We start from the raw sequence: 18,630 nt of genomic DNA on the forward strand, positions 1-18,630 counted from the left end.
GCAACAAGGCTGGAAAATTACACTGTATTCCCGCCTACGCGGGAATGACCTCGGGGTAATCGACGCAGCAAGGAAGTATAAAAATGCTAATTTTTAGCATTTTTATACTTATTTTCTGGATTGCCGCACTCCTGCAGTCGCTTGCAATGACAACTCGGTGTCGATATAACAAGGTCGGGTACTATAGGTAATGACATAAATAAACAGTTAATTCTTAAACAAATACAATCTTTTTAAAAATCGTATGGTACTATTATTATGATGTTACGAGTTCTAATTTTTATAGCTCTTTCTTTTAGTTTATCTGCTTGTTTACCTGCTATCTTTACTGCAGCAACCACTACCGGCATTGTTGCCTCAAAAGATCAACTAATGTCTGAAACATTAAATGATTCAAGGATTTCTGCCGGTATTAAAGCTGATTTAGTAAAAAATAATTTTAGAGATTTAGGTGCTAAAATAAAGGTTGAAGTATCACAAAGAAGAGTATTATTAACAGGAAATATTCAAAACGAATCTGATGCGTTAAAAGCCGTAGAAATTGCTTGGCATCAAAAAGGAGTACAAGAAGTTATTAATGAGTTGAAAGTAAATAAAAATAGTAATCATTTTGACTTAGCCCAATATACTAAAGATAGTATGATAACCACGCAAATTAAAGCTAAAAACTTAGTCAGAAAAGACATTAAATTTGCTAATTATACTATTCTAACTATAGATAATATTGTTTATTTATTTGGAGTTGCAAGATCAGAGGAAGAGCTAGAAAAGCTTGCTTCTATTGCATCAAAAATAAAAGGTGTTGAAAAAGTTGTGTGTTACGCTAAAATAATTGATAATTTTAATAAACATAATGATGATACGAAGCCATAAACTTATTGTATTAATTTTTTTATTGATTTTTAGTCTAAGCGGTTGTAATACCTCAAAAAGATTACCTTATTCCCGCAAATATTCTTACAAAGAATTATCAAAGGATGATCCTCATAATCTAACTTATAAAGGACATTATAAAGTTGGCACAAATTATAAAATAAAAGGAAAGACTTACAAACCTCACAGTCCTAAATCTTTTACCGAAACAGGTTATGCTTCATGGTACGGTGGACATAAAGATGGTTTTCACGGTATAAAAACAGCTAATGGTGATAGATTTAATAGAAATCTATTAACTGCCGCACATAAAACTCTTCCGCTTCCTTGCTTAGTTAAAGTTACCAACAAAGCCAATAATAAATCAGTAATTTTAATGGTTAATGATAGAGGTCCTTTTAAGAAAAATCGTATAATAGATGTTTCTCGAAAAGCTGCTGAAATTTTAGCATTTAAACATCAAGGTATAACTAAAGTAAAAATAGAATATTTACCTAATGAAACTAAGAAATTTCTAAAAAATATTAATCTAAAAAAACCACAAAGTAAAACTTTAGCTAAACACTCTAAAAAATCTTCATCTATTAAAGTTACAAAAAACGCTAAATGTAGTGTTAATTGTCATATAAAACTTGTAAATCTAAAATATAAGCTTGGCGTAAATCCAGATGAGTGAATATTATCGGCATTGTGGGAGTCGTAGGCGTTGTTTCATGACGCGATTTTTAACGTCATTGAGAGAGAGGGGAAACTTAAGTTTCAACGAAGTAATACTAGGAGTTTTTGTATTACCTCATGAGATTGCCACGACTACTTTGTGGTCTCGCAAGACATTGTTGAGTGGACCGGTAGAACCCACTGTGTCATCTAGTTCGCTTGACCACGGGGGTCCATAAACATAATAAACAAATACTAATAATTTTAGTATTTTAACTGGATCCCGTGGTCAAGCCACAGGATGACAGAGGTGAAATTGATCCACGCGGGCAATGACGATACATATCAACTACGTATATTCTTTTTCTTTATTATTTTTGATTTAGCTTTTGTAGTAGATTTATTATTAGAGGCAAGTTTGACTGAAGGTTTAGGGACTATAGGCTTAATATTAAAATGCTGATCTAGTAGCCCCATCATTTTTTGATCACGAGATACAGCACTTTTGCCTCCTGTAACAACGGCAATCAATGATTTACCGTTTCTAGAAGCAGTAGTGACTAAATTATAACCTGCCGGTGTATGAAAACCTGTTTTCATACCTTCTGCACCTTGATAATTTTTAGTAACCATATTATGTCCGTTTACTATGTTTCCACGAAATACAAAACTGGTTTTAGAAAAGAGCGGATAATATTTAGGATAATCTTTTTTCAAAGCCATAGTAAGTTTAGCCATATCTCTCGCGGTAGTTAGCTGCAATGGGTCATGCCAGCCTGAAGCATTTTTAAAATAGGTATTTTTCATACCGAGCTGTTTAGCTTTAACATTCATTAAATGAGCAAAAGCTTTCTCAGAACCTTTCATCCCTTCAGCAACAGTTACGGCAGCATCATTAGCAGATTTTATGATTAATCCGTTAATTGCCTCTCTAACGGTTATAGTCTCTCCTGCCTTTAAACCAAGCTTACAGGGCGGCATTTTTGAAGCTTTCTGTGAGACAAGTAATTTTTTATCTAAAGATAACTTACCGGCTTCGATTGCTTCAAACATTAAGTATAGAGTCATTAGCTTAGTTAAAGAAGCAGGATAAACCCGCATTTGTGAATTATGAGCCTGCAGCACTTTACCGCTTTTTGCATCAATTACTAAACTAGTTTGAACAGGAGGTTTATGGGTATTTTTTACAGCTTTCTTCGCTTCGCTTATGGGAGCAAAGAAAAATGTTGCAATAAAAATATAAGGTAATAAAAATTTACTAAACATTTTAAATAAATAAAATATTATTCAAATTAAATCAAGTGGGATTTTTCACCATTGCTCAATAAGTATATATTTCGCATTGCGAGGAGTGAAGCGACGTGGCAATCTCATGAAATAATAACAAACTCCTGAGATCACTTCGTCAATATTACTATTGTAAATTTCTTCGCAATGACGTTAAAAACAAAACTTACTACACATTAACCTTTTTATTAAGATACATTAATATAAACAAAGCAGGCAAGGCTAAAATTATAGTAAAGATGAAAAACCGTCCCACCCCATCATATTTACAAGTTTTCCGGCATAAATAGTGACAGTATTATTACATACACTACTTGCACTACTAAGTAAAGCATATTGTGTTGCAGAATATTTTTTATTACATAAATTACCTATATATCCGACTAAAGCGGTAGCCCCCATAGCAGCAGCAAAATTCTCTATAGTAATAGCAATTAATAAAGCTTCAAAAGAAGGAGGCTGATGATTAAGCCAAATAAATGCAAAATGCGTTAAGCTTTGGGCAATACTGGAATAATCAAACCTTTAAAATTCCCCACTCTATACATTACAATACCACCGGCAAAACCGCCGACTAATGTTGCAATTAATCCGTAAAGTTTAGCTATTATTGCTATTTCACCTTTTGTATAACCAAGATCTATATAAAACGGTGAAGCAACCGCTCCAAGCATGGCATCGCCTAATTTTAAAAATATTACCGCAAGTAAAATAGTTACGGCAAATTCTCTTTTGCAAAAATCCTTGAAAGGATTAATTACTGTAGAAATCCATGAAGTAATAGAAGTAATATTAATTGTTTCTCTTACTAGTTCTTTTTCGTTTACGGTTATTATCAATATCGTTGCAACGACAAATATTATAGCTATAACAAAAAAAGTTAGTTGCCAATTATTTCCGGTTATTTCTGCAAGATACAAAGCACCTGCTCCTGTAATAAGCATACCGATTCGATAACCGAATACGGCAGTTGCACTAGCGATGCTTTGTGTTTCCTGATCAAACTTATCGATACGCAACACATCAACGGCAATATCGAACGTGCTGGATAAAAATCCTAATACTATAGTCAAAAAATATAAAAAAGTTAAAGAAACTTCAGGCTCATAGCAATTAGTACTAAAGCCATTAAAGAGCTACAATTAAAGAGCTACATAATATAAGCCAACTTTTTCGATGCCCCCACCTACTTAAAAAAGGTATTTTAAAATTATCGACTAACGGCGACCAAAATACTTGCAATGAATATGATAATCTTGCAACCGCAAAAGTAGTAATAACAGCGATATCTATTCCGGATTCTTTTAACCATACCGAAAGAGTAGAAAAAATTATAACCAGCGGCATACCGCTAACTATTCCTAAAATAAATATTTCAAATAATCGATAGTCTTGAAAAATCTTGGTCATGAGCATTGTGTATTGTGGTGTTCCTTGTGTTTATGTCATTCATGCATAGGCATTGTTGAGTGGGTATTTAAGTCGTCATTGCAAGAAAAAATTGAAAATTTTGACGAAACAATCTCGTGCCAAAGTCTTGAGATTGCCACACTCATTTAGCCGCGACCTTGTTGCATGGATATCCGAACCGTCATTGCGTGGAGAGCGAAGCGACGCGGCAATCCAGAAAAATAATTAAAAAAATTCTGATATACAGAATTTTTTACCGGATTGCTTCGTCGAATTACTACGTAATTCTTCTCGCAATGACGGAAAATCAATCCATACAACAATGCCTTTAGTCGCTTGCAATGACGATTTAAGCCATACAATAATAGTTAATAAACATTAAGGAATATATAAGATATTTATTTTATAAGTCAATTGTTTGCCCTTAACTCCTTATTATACAACCTATAATATTCATCCTTATTCTTAAGCAATTGAGTGTGAGTACCTTGCTCACAAATCTCACCGTTTTTCATGACTATAATATTATCAAGGTCGGTAATACTGCTTAAATGATGCGTAATGATTAAAGTGGTTTTTCCTTGGCGTAATTTCTTTAAAGATTCTAGAATTTTCTGTTCGGAAGCTTGATCTAAGCTACTTGTTGCTTCATCCCAAATTAAAATAGGTACGTCTTTTAAGAATGCTCTAGCAATAGATAAACGCTGACGCTGACCGCCTGAAAGCGTTGTCCCCTGCACTCCTATCTGCGTGTCGTAACCGTTCGGCAGATGCATAATAAACTCATGAGCATCTGCATATTTTGCTGCTTCAATTATTTCTTCTCTTGTAGTGTTTTCCTGACCGTATGCTATATTTTCGGCAACGCTTGTATCAAATAAATGAGTATCTTGAGTAACTAAGGAAATCTGACCTCTAAGTGAAGTAAGCTTAATATCTTTAATATCATGATTATTAACTAAAATTCTTCCTTCATTTGGATCATAAAAACGCACTAATAAATTACTAAGGGACGTCTTACCGCTACCGGAACGCCCGACAAACGCAATTATTTTATGAGGTTCTAACTTTAAATTTATATATTTTATAGCTATTTTACTCTCAAAACTTAAAGATAGTTTTTCAAAAGTAATTTGTGGATTATATAAATCTACTTCTTTAGCATCTTCATGATCTTTAATAAGAGGTTCGGTATCCAAAATACTAAATACCCTCTTAGCTGCTGCTATTCCTTCTTGCAAATTAATATTTAATGATACAAAACTTTTAAATGGTCTATAAGCTGCAGCAAAAGCAGCTAAAAAAGCAAATAATGCACCTGGTGTTGTTTTACCCTCAAGAACTAGATTACCTCCGTACCAAACCATCCCTCCGACTGCAAGACCGCTTAAACCCTCCATAATCGGTGAAACCATTGCATCTAGCTTAGATGTTTTTTTGTAAAACTCTAAAATATTATTAATAATCAACGATGCTCTAGTACTTTCTATTTTTTCGCCTACAAAAGATTTAATAATCTTAATTGACTGAAATGTTTCATCAAGCCTAGAAGTATAATGTCCAAGCTCCTCTTGTGATTGTGAAAATATTTTTCTTATCTTTCTGCTCATCCTTTGCACCGGATAAACAGCCAAAGGGAAAACAAGAAAAACTACGCAAGATAATAGTGGTTCTAAATGAAACATCGTTATTATTAAACATACTACAGTTAGGAAATGTTTAGCACATCCAACAAGTAAATTAGAAACAGCCCCACGCATCAAAGAAATATCATTAGTAAAACGAGATATTAAACGTCCTGAAGATTGGTTTTGAATAAAAGAAATATCAGCAAGTAACAAATGCTCATACATTTTTATCTGCAAATCGTTTAGTACCCTCTGCCCAACAAATTTTATTAGATAATTCTGATAATACTCTGAAATTCCTTTTATAAAAAAAGTTACAGTAAGTACTATAGGCATTATTATCAGCATTTTCTTATCATGCATTAAAAAAATCTTATCAATAATAGGTCTAACCGCATGTACGATCACTGCCGTACATAGTGCTGCAATAACCATACAAAATATAGAAAAATATATTTTATTTGCATAAGGTTTAATATGATCTTTTATCAGCCTTTTTATAACATCTGCGGCTGTATAACTATCATTTAAATTATTATTATTCATGCTCGTGAAAAATATTAAATTGATTATGTGATCGATTAGGTATCGGCATTTTCAAATGCTCAAAAGCGGCAATCGTGATTACCCTACCTCTAGGAGTTCTTTGTAATAAACCTATCTGTATTAGATAAGGCTCTATGGTTTCTTCAAGTGCGTCACGCTGTTCAGAAAGGGCTGCTGCGATCGTTTCAATTCCAACAGGACCACCGTTATAATTATCCGCTATGAATTTCAAATAACGATAATCATTACTATCAAGTCCTATGAGATCAACCTCCAAACGATTTAACCCAAAATCAGAGATTTCTTTATCTACTCTTGATTTACCGTCAACTGCTGCAAAATCTCTTATACGACGAAGCAATCTTAATGCAATTCTTGGCGTTCCTCTACTTCTTTTTGCTATCTCTTCCGAACCTGAATCGGTCAAATCAATATCAAATAATTTACTCGCTCTATTTAGAACTTTTTTCAATTCTTCAGTATTATAAAAATTAAGCCGCATAGGAATACCGAACCTATCACGCAAGGGATTACTAAGCAGCCCAAGGCGTGTAGTAGCCCCGATTAAGGTAAATTGCGGCAAGGTTATTTTCACTGACCTTGCGGCAGGTCCTTCACCGATAATTATATCAAGCTCAAAATCTTCCATAGCAGGATATAAAATCTCTTCAACCGCAGTATTTAAGCGGTGGATTTCATCAATAAATAATACGTCGTTCTTTTCAAGATTGGTAAGAATAGCAGCAAGATCAGCTGCCTTAAGTATAGCAGGACCGGAGGTGGATTTGAAATTACCGCCGATTTCGTTGGAAATAATTTTGGCCAGCGTAGTCTTACCAAGACCGGGTGGACCGTAAAATAAAGTATGATCAAGATGCTCATTCCGAGATTTTGCAGCTTTAATAAATACCGAAAGATTTTCTTTAATCTGCTGTTGACCAACAAATTCCTGTAAATATGACGGTCTTATAGGCAATTCTTGATCATTGTCATTTTTTTCAGGTGATAATATATTAGTCATTATTTTAAATCGAATATAATGACTAATAATAGCTAAAAAATAGTTTTATGCTATAAATTATTTTAAGATTCTATATAATTTAATTGATTTATATTAGATAAATCCCTAATAAAAGATGTAATATAACTGGTTAATCAGTAGACAAAAATAAATCACCAACATATACCTCTTTTGCAATTCCCACCATCTCAAAAAAAATGCTCATTAATATGTTTATCTGCGTTTTCTAGAATAGAATTTGCATCAGTTACTTTTAATTTTGCTAACTCTTCTATAACATTATCTTTATTTAACTTTTGATATAATTTTAAGTGATTATGAATTGTACCCTTATGCACATCGTTAGCGTTTTTACAGTATCATCTCCTTTTAAAATTTCTATTAAATCTGCCAAATGATTGGGTAATACCTCATCGTTGATATTTAATGTAGCTGGGTCTTTTTTTAATTCCTCAATTAATTTATTAGCATTTATACTTGCTAAAAATATTTTTAATTTTGACATAATTTTACCTATTAATTTTAATGATATTTCTTTTGAATACATATTATATATCAAAATTAAAGAAAAGTAAAGAAAGTATTAATAAATTAATATTTGATTTAAAGGCCAGCATTTCGATTTTTCAGGGCTGTTTTGATTAATTCATCAATAGCGATTTCGGGGTTTTGGATAATAATGCCTTGAACGGCGTTTTGAGCTTCAAATCTAGAAAAGCCTAGATTTACTAGAGCTTTTATTACTTCATTGCTTGCGACCGGTGTAATATTTTTGATATTTAAGCTATCTTTGATAATAGCCGAACCACTTGATATTTTCGCTACTTTACCTTTCAGCTCTAGCACTATACGCTCAGCAAGTTTAGCACCTACGCCGGATATTGCTTTAAATATATCTTTATCTTCATTATTTATAGCAATTTGAATATCCGTAGGAGTTAGATTTGATAAAATAGATATAGCCATTCTTGTACCAATACCATTCACGGATTGCAGCAAATTAAAAAAATTCTTCTCTTCTATAGTTAGAAAGCCGTAAAGATGAATATGTTCCTCTCTAACATGTGTTTCGATAAATAGTTTATAAAATTCCCCTTCAGCAAGTTTACCTAAAGTTTTACCCGAAGCATAGACTAAGTATCCTACCCCGTGTACGTCAATTATAATGTAATCATCACCTTGGGCATCAATCTTACCGCTTAATTTACCGATCATATAATTTATTTCTTCTTTTTCTTACTTCTACTATATATTAAAATTAGTGCCGGTAAAGCGGTAATAATTGCTGCTAAGATGTAATGAATAACAAGCGGTCTATCCATCATATGACACTGCCCATCATTAGGAATAGTTTGAGCCAAAACCATATAAGCGACTATTATTGTTACTACTATATATAAAACGGTAAAAAACAAATATTTTATAAAATTTTTCATGTTAATTTCCTGTGAATCAACTGTGTCATACACTCATTTCTCTTACAGTATATTTTGTTAGAAAATGTTTTTTAATAACTTATACACTTCAGAAGTGTTACGTTTTTCAACTAATATCACATTTTTCAACTAATATCACATAAATTGTAGTTTCATTAAAACGATAAATTATTCTATATTCTCCAATATCGCATCTATAGAAATCATGGTAGCCTACTAATAATTTACTATCATTGGGATTTATTAAAGCTAGAATTTTGTTTTTAATTTGACGCTGATGCTTTTATGTAATCATCACCTTGGGCATCAATCTTACCGCTTAATTTACCGATCATATAATTTATTTCTTCTTTTTCTTACTTCTACTATATATTAAAATTAGTGCCGGTAAAGCGGTAATAATTGCTGCTAAGATGTAATGAATAACAAGCGGTCTATCCATCATATGACACTGCCCATCATTAGGAATAGTTTGAGCCAAAACCATATAAGCGACTATTATTGTTACTACTATATATAAAACGGTAAAAAACAAATATTTTATAAAATTTTTCATGTTAATTTCCTGTGAATCAACTGTGTCATACACTCATTTCTCTTACAGTATATTTTGTTAGAAAATGTTTTTTAATAACTTATACACTTCAGAAGTGTTACGTTTTTCAACTAATATCACATTTTTCAACTAATATCACATAAATTGTAGTTTCATTAAAACGATAAATTATTCTATATTCTCCAATATCGCATCTATAGAAATCATGGTAGCCTACTAATAATTTACTATCATTGGGATTTATTAAAGCTAGAATTTTGTTTTTAATTTGACGCTGATGCTTTTCAGGATAACGGTCTAATATTTTTATTACCCTTTTTTCTCAAATTATTTCTTTCATTAGCTTTTAAGAAATTTTGCTGATTCTTTTGCTGATAACCATTCCGGCTGTTTTGTAATATTTGTTGCTGCCTTCCCCCAATAATCATCTTCAAGCTTAGTAAAATATTCATAGTCTACTAAAACAACAGTAGGTCTACCTTGCTTATTAATAACTATCAGCTCTCTCAATGCTTGATCAATGATTTTTATTTAACTCAGTTGCAGATATATTCATATATTTTACGTATTATATTGAATATACCTATGATAGTATCATATGATACTATCACTGTCTATATTATTTGATATAATTAATAAGATTTTCTACCTCAATATCCTCTATATTTCCACTTTTACGGTCTTTTAATTCAACGATATTATTTGCAGCTTTTTTAGGACCGATTATAATTTGATGAGGTGAGCCGATAAGGTCATGCGTTGCGAATTTACTGCCTGGACGTGCTTCGGTATCGTCATATAACACTTCTATATTTTTATCTGATAGCTCTTTATAAGCTTTTGCCGCAAGCTCTACACATTTACTATCATGAATATTCAAATTAATTAGAGAAACTTTAAAAGGAGCAACGCTAGAAGGCCATATGATACCTTTCTCATCGCAAGTTGCTTCTATGATAGCTGCAACTAGCCTTGAAATACCTATACCGTAGGAACTCATTTCTACAGGAGCTAGCTTACCGTGTTCATCATTAATAAGAGCATTCATATTAACCGAATATTTTGATCCGATATAAAAAATATGCCCGACTTCTATCCCTTTACTACTGGTTATTGCTTGTTCAGATATCGGTAGTTTATTTATGTCATGCTTTGCTTCAGCCGCTGCGTACCAGCTTTTAATTTCCTCTACATCGATATCAGGATTATCTTTTAATGTCTTAAATCTTTTATCATAATAAATAGTGCTTTCACCGGTCTCAGCAATTATATGAAATTCATGACTTAACTTGCCGCCGATTGGACCGTTATCGGCAATAACAGGGATAGCAAACACGCCTAAATCCCTGAAAGTATTAATATAAGCCTTATACATTTGATTATAGGTCTTAACGGCATTTTCTTCGTTGATATCAAAAGAATAAGCATCTTTCATAAGGAACTCTCGTCCTCTCATAACCCCAAAACGTGGTCTAATCTCATCACGAAATTTCCACTGGATATGATAAAGATTTTTAGGCAAATCCTTATATGACTTAATATTATGACGAAAAATATCCGTAATCATATCTTCATTAGTCGGACCGAATAGTAAAGTATTATCGTGACGATCTTGGAATTTCAGCATTTCTTTACCGTAATTATCAAAACGTCCCGATTCTATCCATAAATGTGCCGGTTGAATGCAAGGCATTAGAACTTCTAAAGCTCCTGCTTTATGCATATTTAAGCTTACTATGTTCTCGATATTCTTAAGTACCTTTAAGCCAAGCGGAAGCCATGTATAAATCCCTGCTGCCTGCTGCCTAATCATTCCGCTTCTAAGCATTAATTTATGCGAAGTTACTTGAGCTTCACTTGGTTCTTCTTTTAAAACAGGTAAAAAATATTGTGATAATAACATAGAATTTTTTTAGTTATTTTTAGTTTAATATGGTATTTCTATGTCATCTCCGTATCTTTTATGTCATTCCCGCGGAAGCGGGCATGCAGAAAAACATTTATAATAAAAAGATGGATTCCCGCTTCCGCGGGAATGACACAAAAGATACACTTATCTTTTCGTGGTAAGATTCAAAAACTCATGGCGATATTTCTGCTGCTCGGCAAATATACCCGTATAATGCATGGTATTCATTATGCTATGATCCTGCATCACTCCACGCATAGACGTACAACTATGCAAGGCAGAAATCTTCACGGCAACGCCAAGCGGCTTTAAATTCTCCTGTACGCTTTCTGCTATTTGTACCGTCATTTTTTCTTGAATTTGCAGCCTTCTAGCGAAAATATTTACTATTCGTGCTAACTTGCTTATACCGACAATACAGTTATCAGGAATATAAGCTATATGTACCGTACCGTTAAAAGGTAACATATGATGTTCGCAAAAAGAGGTAAATTTTATGTCTTCTAGTGAGATAAAGTCCTGAAAATTACAAGTATCGTAAAATTTTGTATTTAATATTTCCTCTACATCCTTTTCATAACCGGAAAATATTTCCGTATAGCTGTTAATGACTCTATCAGGGGTTTTAAGTAGCCCTTCTCTAGTTGGATCTTCACCAATGAATTTTAGTAACGTTCTTACTGCCTCTGTAGCTTCTTCTCTAGTTGGTTTACTCATGTTCTAGTTTTATACTTTTAAAAAACATTACTTTAACACAAATATATACAAACATCAAGCCGCCTACTATAGCAATAAGCCCTCCTCCGCTCATCATTCCCATTAATAGCTTAGCTGACATCGACATTACGCTATTTGGATCTTTCCGCATAACTCCATAACCGCCGGCGAGTGCTAGACCTAGTATGTGCAGAATCTGCCCGAATGTTAGGAGGTAGATGGCAAATGTCATCCCGTAACCCCTTATGTCATTCCCGCGAAAGCAGGAATCCATTCTTTCGAATACTTTTTTCTGGATTCCTGCTTTCGCGGGAATGACATAAGGGGCGGGAATAACATTGATACCAAAATAACTATACCCCATACCAGCAATACTAATCCCTACTATAGAACCGTGGTAATGAGACGGGATTACTACATTTATACCCGTGATGTTCATTGCAATAAGCCCGCCAAGTAAAAATAAAGTAATGGAGCAAAGTAAGATGGTTTTGATGACTCTGTTATTTATTATAACCGTGTCATCCCGCGGCTTGACCGCGGGATCTATTTTACTGGATGCCGCGGTCAAGCTGCGGAATGACAAGAACTCAACCCCCATACCGACCACACATAAAACAGGAGCAATACCGCCTAGATATTTCATATGATTTGTATAGAATTCTTTGAATGCTCCGTCGATAATGTCATAAGATATATGACCGAAAAGTATAAGAATGCTGGAAATAAAATTTAAATAAAGTAAAAACAGGTGAAATTTTTGGAATTTTAATTCTCTGCCTATTAGCTTCTGAAATAAGATAACCCAAATAAATATTAATATTTGAGTATATATAAATTGTAATAAATGACCTCCGCTCCAAAAAAGTAATTCATAATAAAATTCTATCTCGATAGGAATAATTTGGATAATGTTTTGCAAACCATTATAAGACCACCCAAAGCAAACGAAACTTAACATAAACATTATAATAGTCGATAATATTGTAAAATTAACTAGACTATTTAAATTGGCCCAATCGAATAAGTATAAAATATTTATCGCATATAATAGCAGCGTAACGCCAAATAAGCTTAACCCTAAAATAAATACGATATTTTCAAGCATCGGTATATAATTATTCATCACCGGATTATGCCCCGCTATTGAGGAAATAGCGATTAGAAGAGTAGCTAAGAAGGCAAGCTTGTATAGTATATCATTCCCGCGAAAGCGGGAATCGAGAAAAAAAAGCATGGATTCCCGCTTTCGCGGGAATGACATAAGGGGCTGCAGAAATGACATAGAGGATTGTTGTAATGACAAAGACCAAACACTAGCCGTAATAGACAATAACCAAATCAATACCGATAAATTAACATGAATAATTAAAGCAGATTTGAAAATATGTGGATTCGGAAAAAAACGCGATAATTGCGGGGTACGTAGTACCACCAAAATAATTGAATATAAACCGGCAAGCCCTAAAGACACTATACCAAGCTTAAGCCATGAGAGAGTTAAGCTATTATTTTGTGATTGATTGGTAGAATTCATAACTACAGGTAAATATTAAATATAATCTACAAATAGCTCATGGTATTTAAATAAGCAATATTTTTTATTTGATTTGGAAATTAACGTAAGCTATTAATAAGTCAATAGATAGAACTTCGTATATCAACTTTATTATTTATTCGGAGCTACTGAATATATGACTAACCACCCACGTGTCGGTTAGTGGTGACTAACGATGCCTTTGAAAAAGAGCAACAACATTATGTCTCTATTTTCCTTAAGCTCATTGTTTAAATGAGCATGAATTACAGAATCTTGAGCCTTATAAGGTAGAAAACTGGCAGTGGTTTGCTCTTGATAATCTCCCTTTTAAACTCTTCCTACCTCTAAAAAAACTCATTGAGAAAAAATGTTATCGATACAAAGAAATTACTGATTAATCTAATGTTGCTTATTCTTCTTTAAATATGTAATACAGATTTTAGTTGATTGAATGGTGGGTTTGAGAAGACTTGAACTTCCGACCTCACGCTTATCAGGCGTGTGCTCTAACCAGCTGAGCTACAAACCCACAGTGTAGAAGCATGGTGAGCTCGCCGGGATTCGAACCCGGGACCCTTTGATTAAAAGTCAAATGCTCTACCGACTGAGCTACGAGCTCTTAAATATATTTATGTTTTCGTGTGTGTCATTCCGTGGCTTGACCACGGAATGACACTTAAGTATAAAATATATTCAAAAATTATGTTTTACTTTATCGCCGAAAAAGGCTAAGCTGTCAACAATTATTTTTTAATTTAATATTTAATATATAGGAAGTTTATGCAGCATCAGGACGTTGCTATAATTATCCCCTCAAGGCTAAGTTCAACTAGACTTAAACAAAAACCGCTGCAGCTTATCGGCTCTATAACTTTAATCGAGCGGGTATTCAAACAAATAAATCAGGCTAACCTTGAGCATACATATGTTGCGACCGACTCGGCAGAGATAGCAAATATTATTAAAAAAGTCGGAGGGAAAGTAATATTCACGGATAGTGCTATCCCAACCGGTACTGACCGTACTTATGAAGCTTTTAAATTAATTCCAAATAATCAAAACATTAATTACATAGTTAATGTACAGGGAGATATGCCTTTTATTGAACCTAGCTCTATTTTGAAAATTATAGAATATTTAAAAAACAGCGAATACGATATTGTTACACCGGTAGTAAAGGTAGATAGGGAATCAGTGGAAGCTACTAGTAATGTTACCGTAGCGGTTGACCCGGCGGGGCAAGCATTGTATTTTTCGCGTAGTCTTATTCCAAACGGTGCAGAAGAATTTTTATATCATGTAGGCATGTATGGTTTTCGCAAAAACGCTTTAGAAAAATTTGTATCTCTGAAGCCAACTTTTTTAGAAAAAACAGAACGTTTAGAACAACTACGTTTCCTTGAAAACGGCATGACTATAGGTACATGTTTAGTTGAGAATGTTCCTATTTCCGTAGATACGGAAGAAGACTTAAAAAAAGCAGTAAAATTTTACGAAAATATTAGTAAACTAGGTTTATAATAAATAATGGTACGTTTTATTTTTTTGTTACCGGCGTCGTTGTTTCATCACTCGGTAAAGGTCTAATGGCAGCATCTCTTGCTATGCTATTACAAGCGAAAGGATTTAAAGTTTGCATACGAAAACTAGACCCTTATCTTAACGTCGACCCTGGGACTATGAATCCTCACGAACATGGGGAAGTATATGTAACGGATGACGGAGCAGAAACCGATCTAGATCTTGGACATTATGAACGTTTTACCGGAGTTTCCTCGTGCAAGTTTGATAGCATCACGACAGGAACAATATACTCAAAATTACTTAAAGATGAACGTTTAGGAAATTACACCGGTGTTACCGTGCAAATCATCCCGCATGTTACAAATATAATAAAAGATTTATACTTTTAAACACCAAGGGTTTTGATTTTATTATTTGTGAAATAGGCGGTACAGTCGGTGATATTGAAGGTCTAACGTTTTTTGAAGCTATAAGGCAAATCGGTAACAAATTAAAAAGCGCACATTGCTTATTTATTCATTTAACATTATTACCTTATATTAAAACCACTTGTGAATTCAAAACAAAACCTACCCAACACTCAGTTAAAGAATTACGTGCTATAGGTATTACACCTAATATACTAGTCTGTCGTGCAGAACGTAACATTTCAAAAAGCAAAATAGATAAAAATAGCTTTATTTTGTAATATAGAATCTGAGTATGTTATTCCGGCAATAGATCAAAAAAATATATATTTAGTACCGATTGCGTATCATAATTCAGGTCTTGACAATAAAGTATTAAAATTTTTTAATATTAATGTCGTACCGTCTAAATTAGATAAATGGTATGATATAATTGGTAGACTCAAAGATTCTAATTCAAAAGTAAGAATCGCTATAATAGCTAAATATCATAAATTAAAAGATGCTTATAAATCAGTAATCGAGGCACTTGATCATGCAGGTATTTATTACAAATACAAAATTGATTTAGTATGGATAAATGCTGAAAATCTAACTGAAGAGAATATTAATAAAAAATTGTTAAATATAGACGGGCTTTTAGTACCAGGCGGATTTGGAGAACGGGCAACTAAAGGAAAAATTACAGCAACAACATATGCTCGCACTAATAACATACCTTTTTTTTGGAATATGTTTCGGTATGCAACTTGCAACGATCGAAATAGCTCAGAACTTAATCGGTATTAAAGATGCAGTAACGGAAGAATTTAAAGTAGCCGGTACAAAAATTATTAAGAAAATAAATAAAAACTATGAAGACTCAAACATAACAATTGAAAATGTAAAAAAGACTATGAGGCTCGGCTCTTATCCTTGTAGTTTGGTTGCAAGTACCATTGCAGCTAATGCTTATAAAAGCCTTGAAATAAATGAGAGACATCGTCATAGATATAAATTTAATAATGAATTTCAAAATATTTTTGAAAAAAATGGAGTAGTATTTAGCGGTTTTTTAAAAGATGAAGAGACTGTAGAAATAATTGAACTACCGGTACTTCGTTGGTTCGTAGCAGTACAATTTCATCCAGAATTTAAATCTAAACCTTTTGAAGCTCATCCGTTATTTATTCAGTTTATTAACGCAGCGATTAAGTATAACAAATGTAATTAACAATAATATATGAGACTATAATAAAAAATCTTGACATAGTTTTTATTATAGTCTAGGCTCCATAAAAAATAATATAGCCAGACAGTTTTTGAAAATGTTATGTTTTTGTAAGACTTAAAGCCTTAATATGTCATTCCCATGGGTATCAACTCAAGAGGAGTCTCACTCTATGTCATGCACGCAAGAAGGAATGACATATAATACAAACTATCCGGTACTAAAAAATAAGCTCATAGTAAACCAATGGATGCCGTGGATTCTAACTTCACAATTTTGAATAAAGCCAGAAACAGTAAATTTAGGCATATAGTATGGCCGATTAGATCGTATGAATTAACCAAGTTTATCCCGATGGCTTTACTAATGTTTTTTATTCTACTTAATCAAAACTTAGTTCGTAGTATTAAAGATAGTTTTGTTGTTACCTTAATTAGCTCGGAAGTATTGAGTTTTATCAAACTTTGGGGCGAAATGCCGATGGGAATTTTATTTGTTATTCTTTATTCTAAACTCTGTAATATTATGACAACAGAGCAAGTTTTTAGGATCATTACCGGTACTTTTTTATTTTTCTTCGCAACTTTTGGTTTTATTTTATTTCCGTACAGAGATTTTTTTCATCCTGATCCTGCATTAATTAAGCACTATATCACTGTTCTTCCTCACTTAAAATGGTTTTTAATAATTTTGGGACAGTGGAGTTTAGTATTATTTTATATTATGGGAGAATTATGGCCAGTTATAGTCTTTACTCTTTTATATTGGCAGCTTGCAAATAAAATTACTAAAGTCGAAGAAGCACCAAGATTTTACTCATTTTTTACTTTATTCGGACAAACGAATTTACTCATCTCAGGAACCGTAATTATTTATTTTGCTAAGAGTGAGCATTTCTTATTACCTTTATTTTCTCATCTAAACGATACAAACGAAATACTTTTAAAATCATTTATTACGGTTATTTTAATATCCGGATTAATTTGTCTAGCTCTTCATAAACTTATTGATAAATCAGTTGTAGAAGCAGACAAAAATATTAAATTTAAAAACCAAAGAACGGATATATTAAAATTAAGCTTGATCGAAAGTGCAAAAGTGATATTAACTTCTAGATATCTCGGTTTTATTTGTCTTCTTGTAATGTCTTATTCTATGAGTATTAGCCTCATAGAAGGATTATGGATGTCACAAGTAAAACAACTCTATCCTGCTACAAAGGATTTTATATCCTATCACGGTGAAGTATTTTTTTGGACGGGAGTACTCACGTTAGTTAGTGCGTTTTTAGGCAGTAGTTTAATTAGAATATGCGGCTGGTTTTGGGGAGCTATTATAACACCGATTATGATGTTTGGAGCAGGCGTTATGTTCTTTTCATTCACGGTTTTTGAAAATCACCTAGGAAATATCGTAAATACTCTCGGCTATGGTGCACCGCTTGTCGTTATAGTTTTTATCGGCGGACTTTGGCATGTACTTTCTAAATCCGTAAAATATTCACTTTTCGATGCTACTAAAGAAATGGTATATATTCCGCTCGATAGTGAAATGAAGACTAAAGGTAAAGCTGCTGTTGATGTTATAGGTACTAAAATCGGTAAATCAATAGGTGCTATTATTCAATTCATATCCTTTAGTATTTTCCCGCACGCTGTACATAACGACATAGCCGGTTTATTGATGTTTAGTTTTATTATCATATGTCTATTATGGCTATATGGCGTGAAAGTTTTATCGGAACACTATAATAAGATGATAAAACGTTGATAATTTTGTGGATCATCCTGCAAGACAAGTCGTCATTGCAAGCGGTCTTGTTGCGTAGATTAATTTTACCTCTATCACCCCGTGGTAAAGCCGGTGTTGTTGCATGGATCAGTTTTACCTCTGTATCCCGTGATTTGAC

The 18,630-nt window shown here is 33.1% G+C and carries 17 protein-coding genes, 2 tRNA genes and 4 pseudogenes; 7 read left to right on the forward strand and 16 right to left on the reverse strand.

Annotated features, from left to right (window positions below; translation table 11 throughout):
• Nucleotides 1-321 precede the first annotated feature (321 nt).
• Together ACKTSD_RS05040 and ACKTSD_RS05045 are read left to right on the forward strand one after the other, a co-directional pair.
• Nucleotides 322-873: a BON domain-containing protein gene (locus ACKTSD_RS05040; RefSeq protein WP_412708329.1), complete on the forward strand. Its 552-nt coding sequence runs from the start codon at nt 322-324 to the stop codon at nt 871-873.
• A gap of 22 nt (nt 874-895) precedes the next feature.
• Complete coding sequence (locus ACKTSD_RS05045) at nt 896-1,549, forward strand: septal ring lytic transglycosylase RlpA family protein (RefSeq protein ID WP_412708266.1); 654 nt, start codon at nt 896-898, stop codon at nt 1,547-1,549.
• 326 nt (nt 1,550-1,875) lie between these two features.
• On the opposite strand, the gene ACKTSD_RS05050 is transcribed toward ACKTSD_RS05045, so the two are convergent.
• Both ACKTSD_RS05050 and ACKTSD_RS05055 read right to left on the reverse strand, forming a co-directional pair.
• The gene (locus ACKTSD_RS05050) at nt 1,876-2,796 is read right to left on the reverse strand and encodes a D-alanyl-D-alanine carboxypeptidase family protein (protein ID WP_412708267.1); all 921 of its coding nucleotides are present in this window, start codon (nt 2,794-2,796) and stop codon (nt 1,876-1,878) included.
• Between the two features lie 190 nt (nt 2,797-2,986).
• Nucleotides 2,987-4,233 (reverse strand): annotated as a pseudogene (locus tag ACKTSD_RS05055) (AmpG family muropeptide MFS transporter).
• Between the two features lie 46 nt (nt 4,234-4,279).
• Between ACKTSD_RS05055 and ACKTSD_RS05060 the strand changes: the two are divergent.
• Nucleotides 4,280-4,375: pseudogene (locus ACKTSD_RS05060) on the forward strand (zinc ABC transporter substrate-binding protein); the annotation flags it as partial.
• A gap of 262 nt (nt 4,376-4,637) precedes the next feature.
• Here ACKTSD_RS05060 and ACKTSD_RS05065 read toward each other — a convergent pair.
• The 12 genes from ACKTSD_RS05065 to ACKTSD_RS05120 all read right to left on the reverse strand — a co-directional run bounded on the left by ACKTSD_RS05065 (nt 4,638) and on the right by ACKTSD_RS05120 (nt 13,577).
• Nucleotides 4,638-6,401: an ABC transporter ATP-binding protein gene (locus ACKTSD_RS05065; protein ID WP_412708268.1), complete on the reverse strand. Its 1,764-nt coding sequence runs from the start codon at nt 6,399-6,401 to the stop codon at nt 4,638-4,640.
• Nucleotides 6,394-7,422, reverse strand: a complete 1,029-nt coding sequence (gene ruvB, locus ACKTSD_RS05070; RefSeq protein WP_412708269.1) for a Holliday junction branch migration DNA helicase RuvB — start codon at nt 7,420-7,422, stop codon at nt 6,394-6,396. Before ruvB ends, ACKTSD_RS05065 begins: the two co-directional genes overlap by 8 nt.
• Nucleotides 7,423-7,729: 307 nt before the next feature.
• Nucleotides 7,730-7,927 carry a hypothetical protein gene (locus ACKTSD_RS05075; RefSeq protein ID WP_412708270.1) on the reverse strand — a complete coding sequence of 66 codons (198 nt, stop codon included), beginning with the start codon at nt 7,925-7,927 and terminating at the stop codon, nt 7,730-7,732.
• A 98-nt stretch (nt 7,928-8,025) separates the two neighbouring features.
• The gene (gene ruvA / locus ACKTSD_RS05080) at nt 8,026-8,637 is read right to left on the reverse strand and encodes a Holliday junction branch migration protein RuvA (protein WP_412708271.1); all 612 of its coding nucleotides are present in this window, start codon (nt 8,635-8,637) and stop codon (nt 8,026-8,028) included.
• Between the two features lie 5 nt (nt 8,638-8,642).
• Nucleotides 8,643-8,858, reverse strand: coding sequence for a hypothetical protein (locus tag ACKTSD_RS05085; protein ID WP_041078059.1), 216 nt, complete (start codon nt 8,856-8,858; stop codon nt 8,643-8,645).
• Nucleotides 8,859-8,964: 106 nt separating this feature from the next.
• Complete coding sequence (locus tag ACKTSD_RS05090) at nt 8,965-9,126, reverse strand: type II toxin-antitoxin system RelE family toxin (protein WP_412708330.1); 162 nt, start codon at nt 9,124-9,126, stop codon at nt 8,965-8,967.
• Between the two features lie 72 nt (nt 9,127-9,198).
• Nucleotides 9,199-9,414 (reverse strand): hypothetical protein, encoded by a 216-nt coding sequence (locus ACKTSD_RS05095; RefSeq protein WP_041078059.1) that lies wholly within the window; start codon nt 9,412-9,414, stop codon nt 9,199-9,201.
• Between the two features lie 106 nt (nt 9,415-9,520).
• The gene (locus ACKTSD_RS05100) at nt 9,521-9,724 is read right to left on the reverse strand and encodes a type II toxin-antitoxin system RelE family toxin (protein WP_412708331.1); all 204 of its coding nucleotides are present in this window, start codon (nt 9,722-9,724) and stop codon (nt 9,521-9,523) included.
• A gap of 29 nt (nt 9,725-9,753) precedes the next feature.
• Entirely contained in the window at nt 9,754-9,924 is a 171-nt protein-coding gene (locus ACKTSD_RS05105) for a type II toxin-antitoxin system Phd/YefM family antitoxin (RefSeq protein WP_412708272.1), read from the reverse strand.
• Nucleotides 9,925-10,033: 109 nt separating this feature from the next.
• On the reverse strand, nt 10,034-11,317 hold the full coding sequence (proS, locus tag ACKTSD_RS05110; protein WP_412708273.1) for a proline--tRNA ligase: 1,284 nt from the start codon (nt 11,315-11,317) through the stop codon (nt 10,034-10,036).
• A 150-nt stretch (nt 11,318-11,467) separates the two neighbouring features.
• Nucleotides 11,468-12,040 carry a GTP cyclohydrolase I FolE gene (folE, locus tag ACKTSD_RS05115; protein ID WP_412708274.1) on the reverse strand — a complete coding sequence of 191 codons (573 nt, stop codon included), beginning with the start codon at nt 12,038-12,040 and terminating at the stop codon, nt 11,468-11,470.
• Nucleotides 12,033-13,577 carry a hypothetical protein gene (locus tag ACKTSD_RS05120; protein WP_412708275.1) on the reverse strand — a complete coding sequence of 515 codons (1,545 nt, stop codon included), beginning with the start codon at nt 13,575-13,577 and terminating at the stop codon, nt 12,033-12,035. Before ACKTSD_RS05120 ends, folE begins: the two co-directional genes overlap by 8 nt.
• A gap of 180 nt (nt 13,578-13,757) precedes the next feature.
• Here ACKTSD_RS05120 and ACKTSD_RS05125 point away from each other — a divergent pair.
• A pseudogene (locus ACKTSD_RS05125) lies at nt 13,758-13,879 on the forward strand (ADP-ribose pyrophosphatase); the annotation flags it as partial.
• 153 nt (nt 13,880-14,032) lie between these two features.
• Here the strand turns inward: ACKTSD_RS05125 and ACKTSD_RS05130 are convergent.
• Nucleotides 14,033-14,109, reverse strand: a tRNA-Ile gene (locus tag ACKTSD_RS05130).
• Nucleotides 14,110-14,123: 14 nt separating this feature from the next.
• Nucleotides 14,124-14,199 (reverse strand) — tRNA-Lys (locus ACKTSD_RS05135).
• 161 nt (nt 14,200-14,360) lie between these two features.
• On the opposite strand from ACKTSD_RS05135, the gene ACKTSD_RS05140 reads away from it, so the two are divergent.
• From ACKTSD_RS05140 to tlc2, 3 genes and pseudogenes are all read left to right on the forward strand, one after another.
• Entirely contained in the window at nt 14,361-15,101 is a 741-nt protein-coding gene (locus ACKTSD_RS05140; RefSeq protein ID WP_412708276.1) for a 3-deoxy-manno-octulosonate cytidylyltransferase, read from the forward strand.
• A 6-nt stretch (nt 15,102-15,107) separates the two neighbouring features.
• Nucleotides 15,108-16,724 (forward strand): annotated as a pseudogene (pyrG, locus tag ACKTSD_RS05145) (CTP synthase).
• Between the two features lie 243 nt (nt 16,725-16,967).
• A complete protein-coding gene (gene tlc2, locus ACKTSD_RS05150) occupies nt 16,968-18,491 on the forward strand; it encodes a nucleotide exchange transporter Tlc2 (RefSeq protein WP_412708277.1) in 1,524 nt (507 codons plus the stop codon).
• Nucleotides 18,492-18,630: the final 139 nt, after the last annotated feature.

It is taken from the genome of Candidatus Rickettsia kedanie, assembly GCF_045865205.1.
Taxonomy (GTDB): domain Bacteria; phylum Pseudomonadota; class Alphaproteobacteria; order Rickettsiales; family Rickettsiaceae; genus Rickettsia; species Rickettsia australis.

Excerpts from the sequence above, each read along its gene's own strand:
- ruvB (WP_412708269.1), bottom strand. The coding sequence starts at position 7,422 with ATGACTAATATATTATCACCTGAAAAAAATGACAATGATCAAGAATTG.
- ACKTSD_RS05140 (WP_412708276.1), top strand. The coding sequence starts at position 14,361 with ATGCAGCATCAGGACGTTGCTATAATTATCCCCTCAAGGCTAAGTTCA.
- ACKTSD_RS05120 (WP_412708275.1), bottom strand. The coding sequence starts at position 13,577 with ATGAATTCTACCAATCAATCACAAAATAATAGCTTAACTCTCTCATGG.
- proS (WP_412708273.1), bottom strand. The coding sequence starts at position 11,317 with ATGTTATTATCACAATATTTTTTACCTGTTTTAAAAGAAGAACCAAGT.
- ACKTSD_RS05050 (WP_412708267.1), bottom strand. The coding sequence starts at position 2,796 with ATGTTTAGTAAATTTTTATTACCTTATATTTTTATTGCAACATTTTTC.
- folE (WP_412708274.1), bottom strand. The coding sequence starts at position 12,040 with ATGAGTAAACCAACTAGAGAAGAAGCTACAGAGGCAGTAAGAACGTTA.
- ACKTSD_RS05085 (WP_041078059.1), bottom strand. The coding sequence starts at position 8,858 with ATGAAAAATTTTATAAAATATTTGTTTTTTACCGTTTTATATATAGTA.
- ACKTSD_RS05065 (WP_412708268.1), bottom strand. The coding sequence starts at position 6,401 with ATGAATAATAATAATTTAAATGATAGTTATACAGCCGCAGATGTTATA.
- ACKTSD_RS05075 (WP_412708270.1), bottom strand. The coding sequence starts at position 7,927 with ATGTCAAAATTAAAAATATTTTTAGCAAGTATAAATGCTAATAAATTA.
- ACKTSD_RS05095 (WP_041078059.1), bottom strand. The coding sequence starts at position 9,414 with ATGAAAAATTTTATAAAATATTTGTTTTTTACCGTTTTATATATAGTA.
- ruvA (WP_412708271.1), bottom strand. The coding sequence starts at position 8,637 with ATGATCGGTAAATTAAGCGGTAAGATTGATGCCCAAGGTGATGATTAC.
- tlc2 (WP_412708277.1), top strand. The coding sequence starts at position 16,968 with ATGGATGCCGTGGATTCTAACTTCACAATTTTGAATAAAGCCAGAAAC.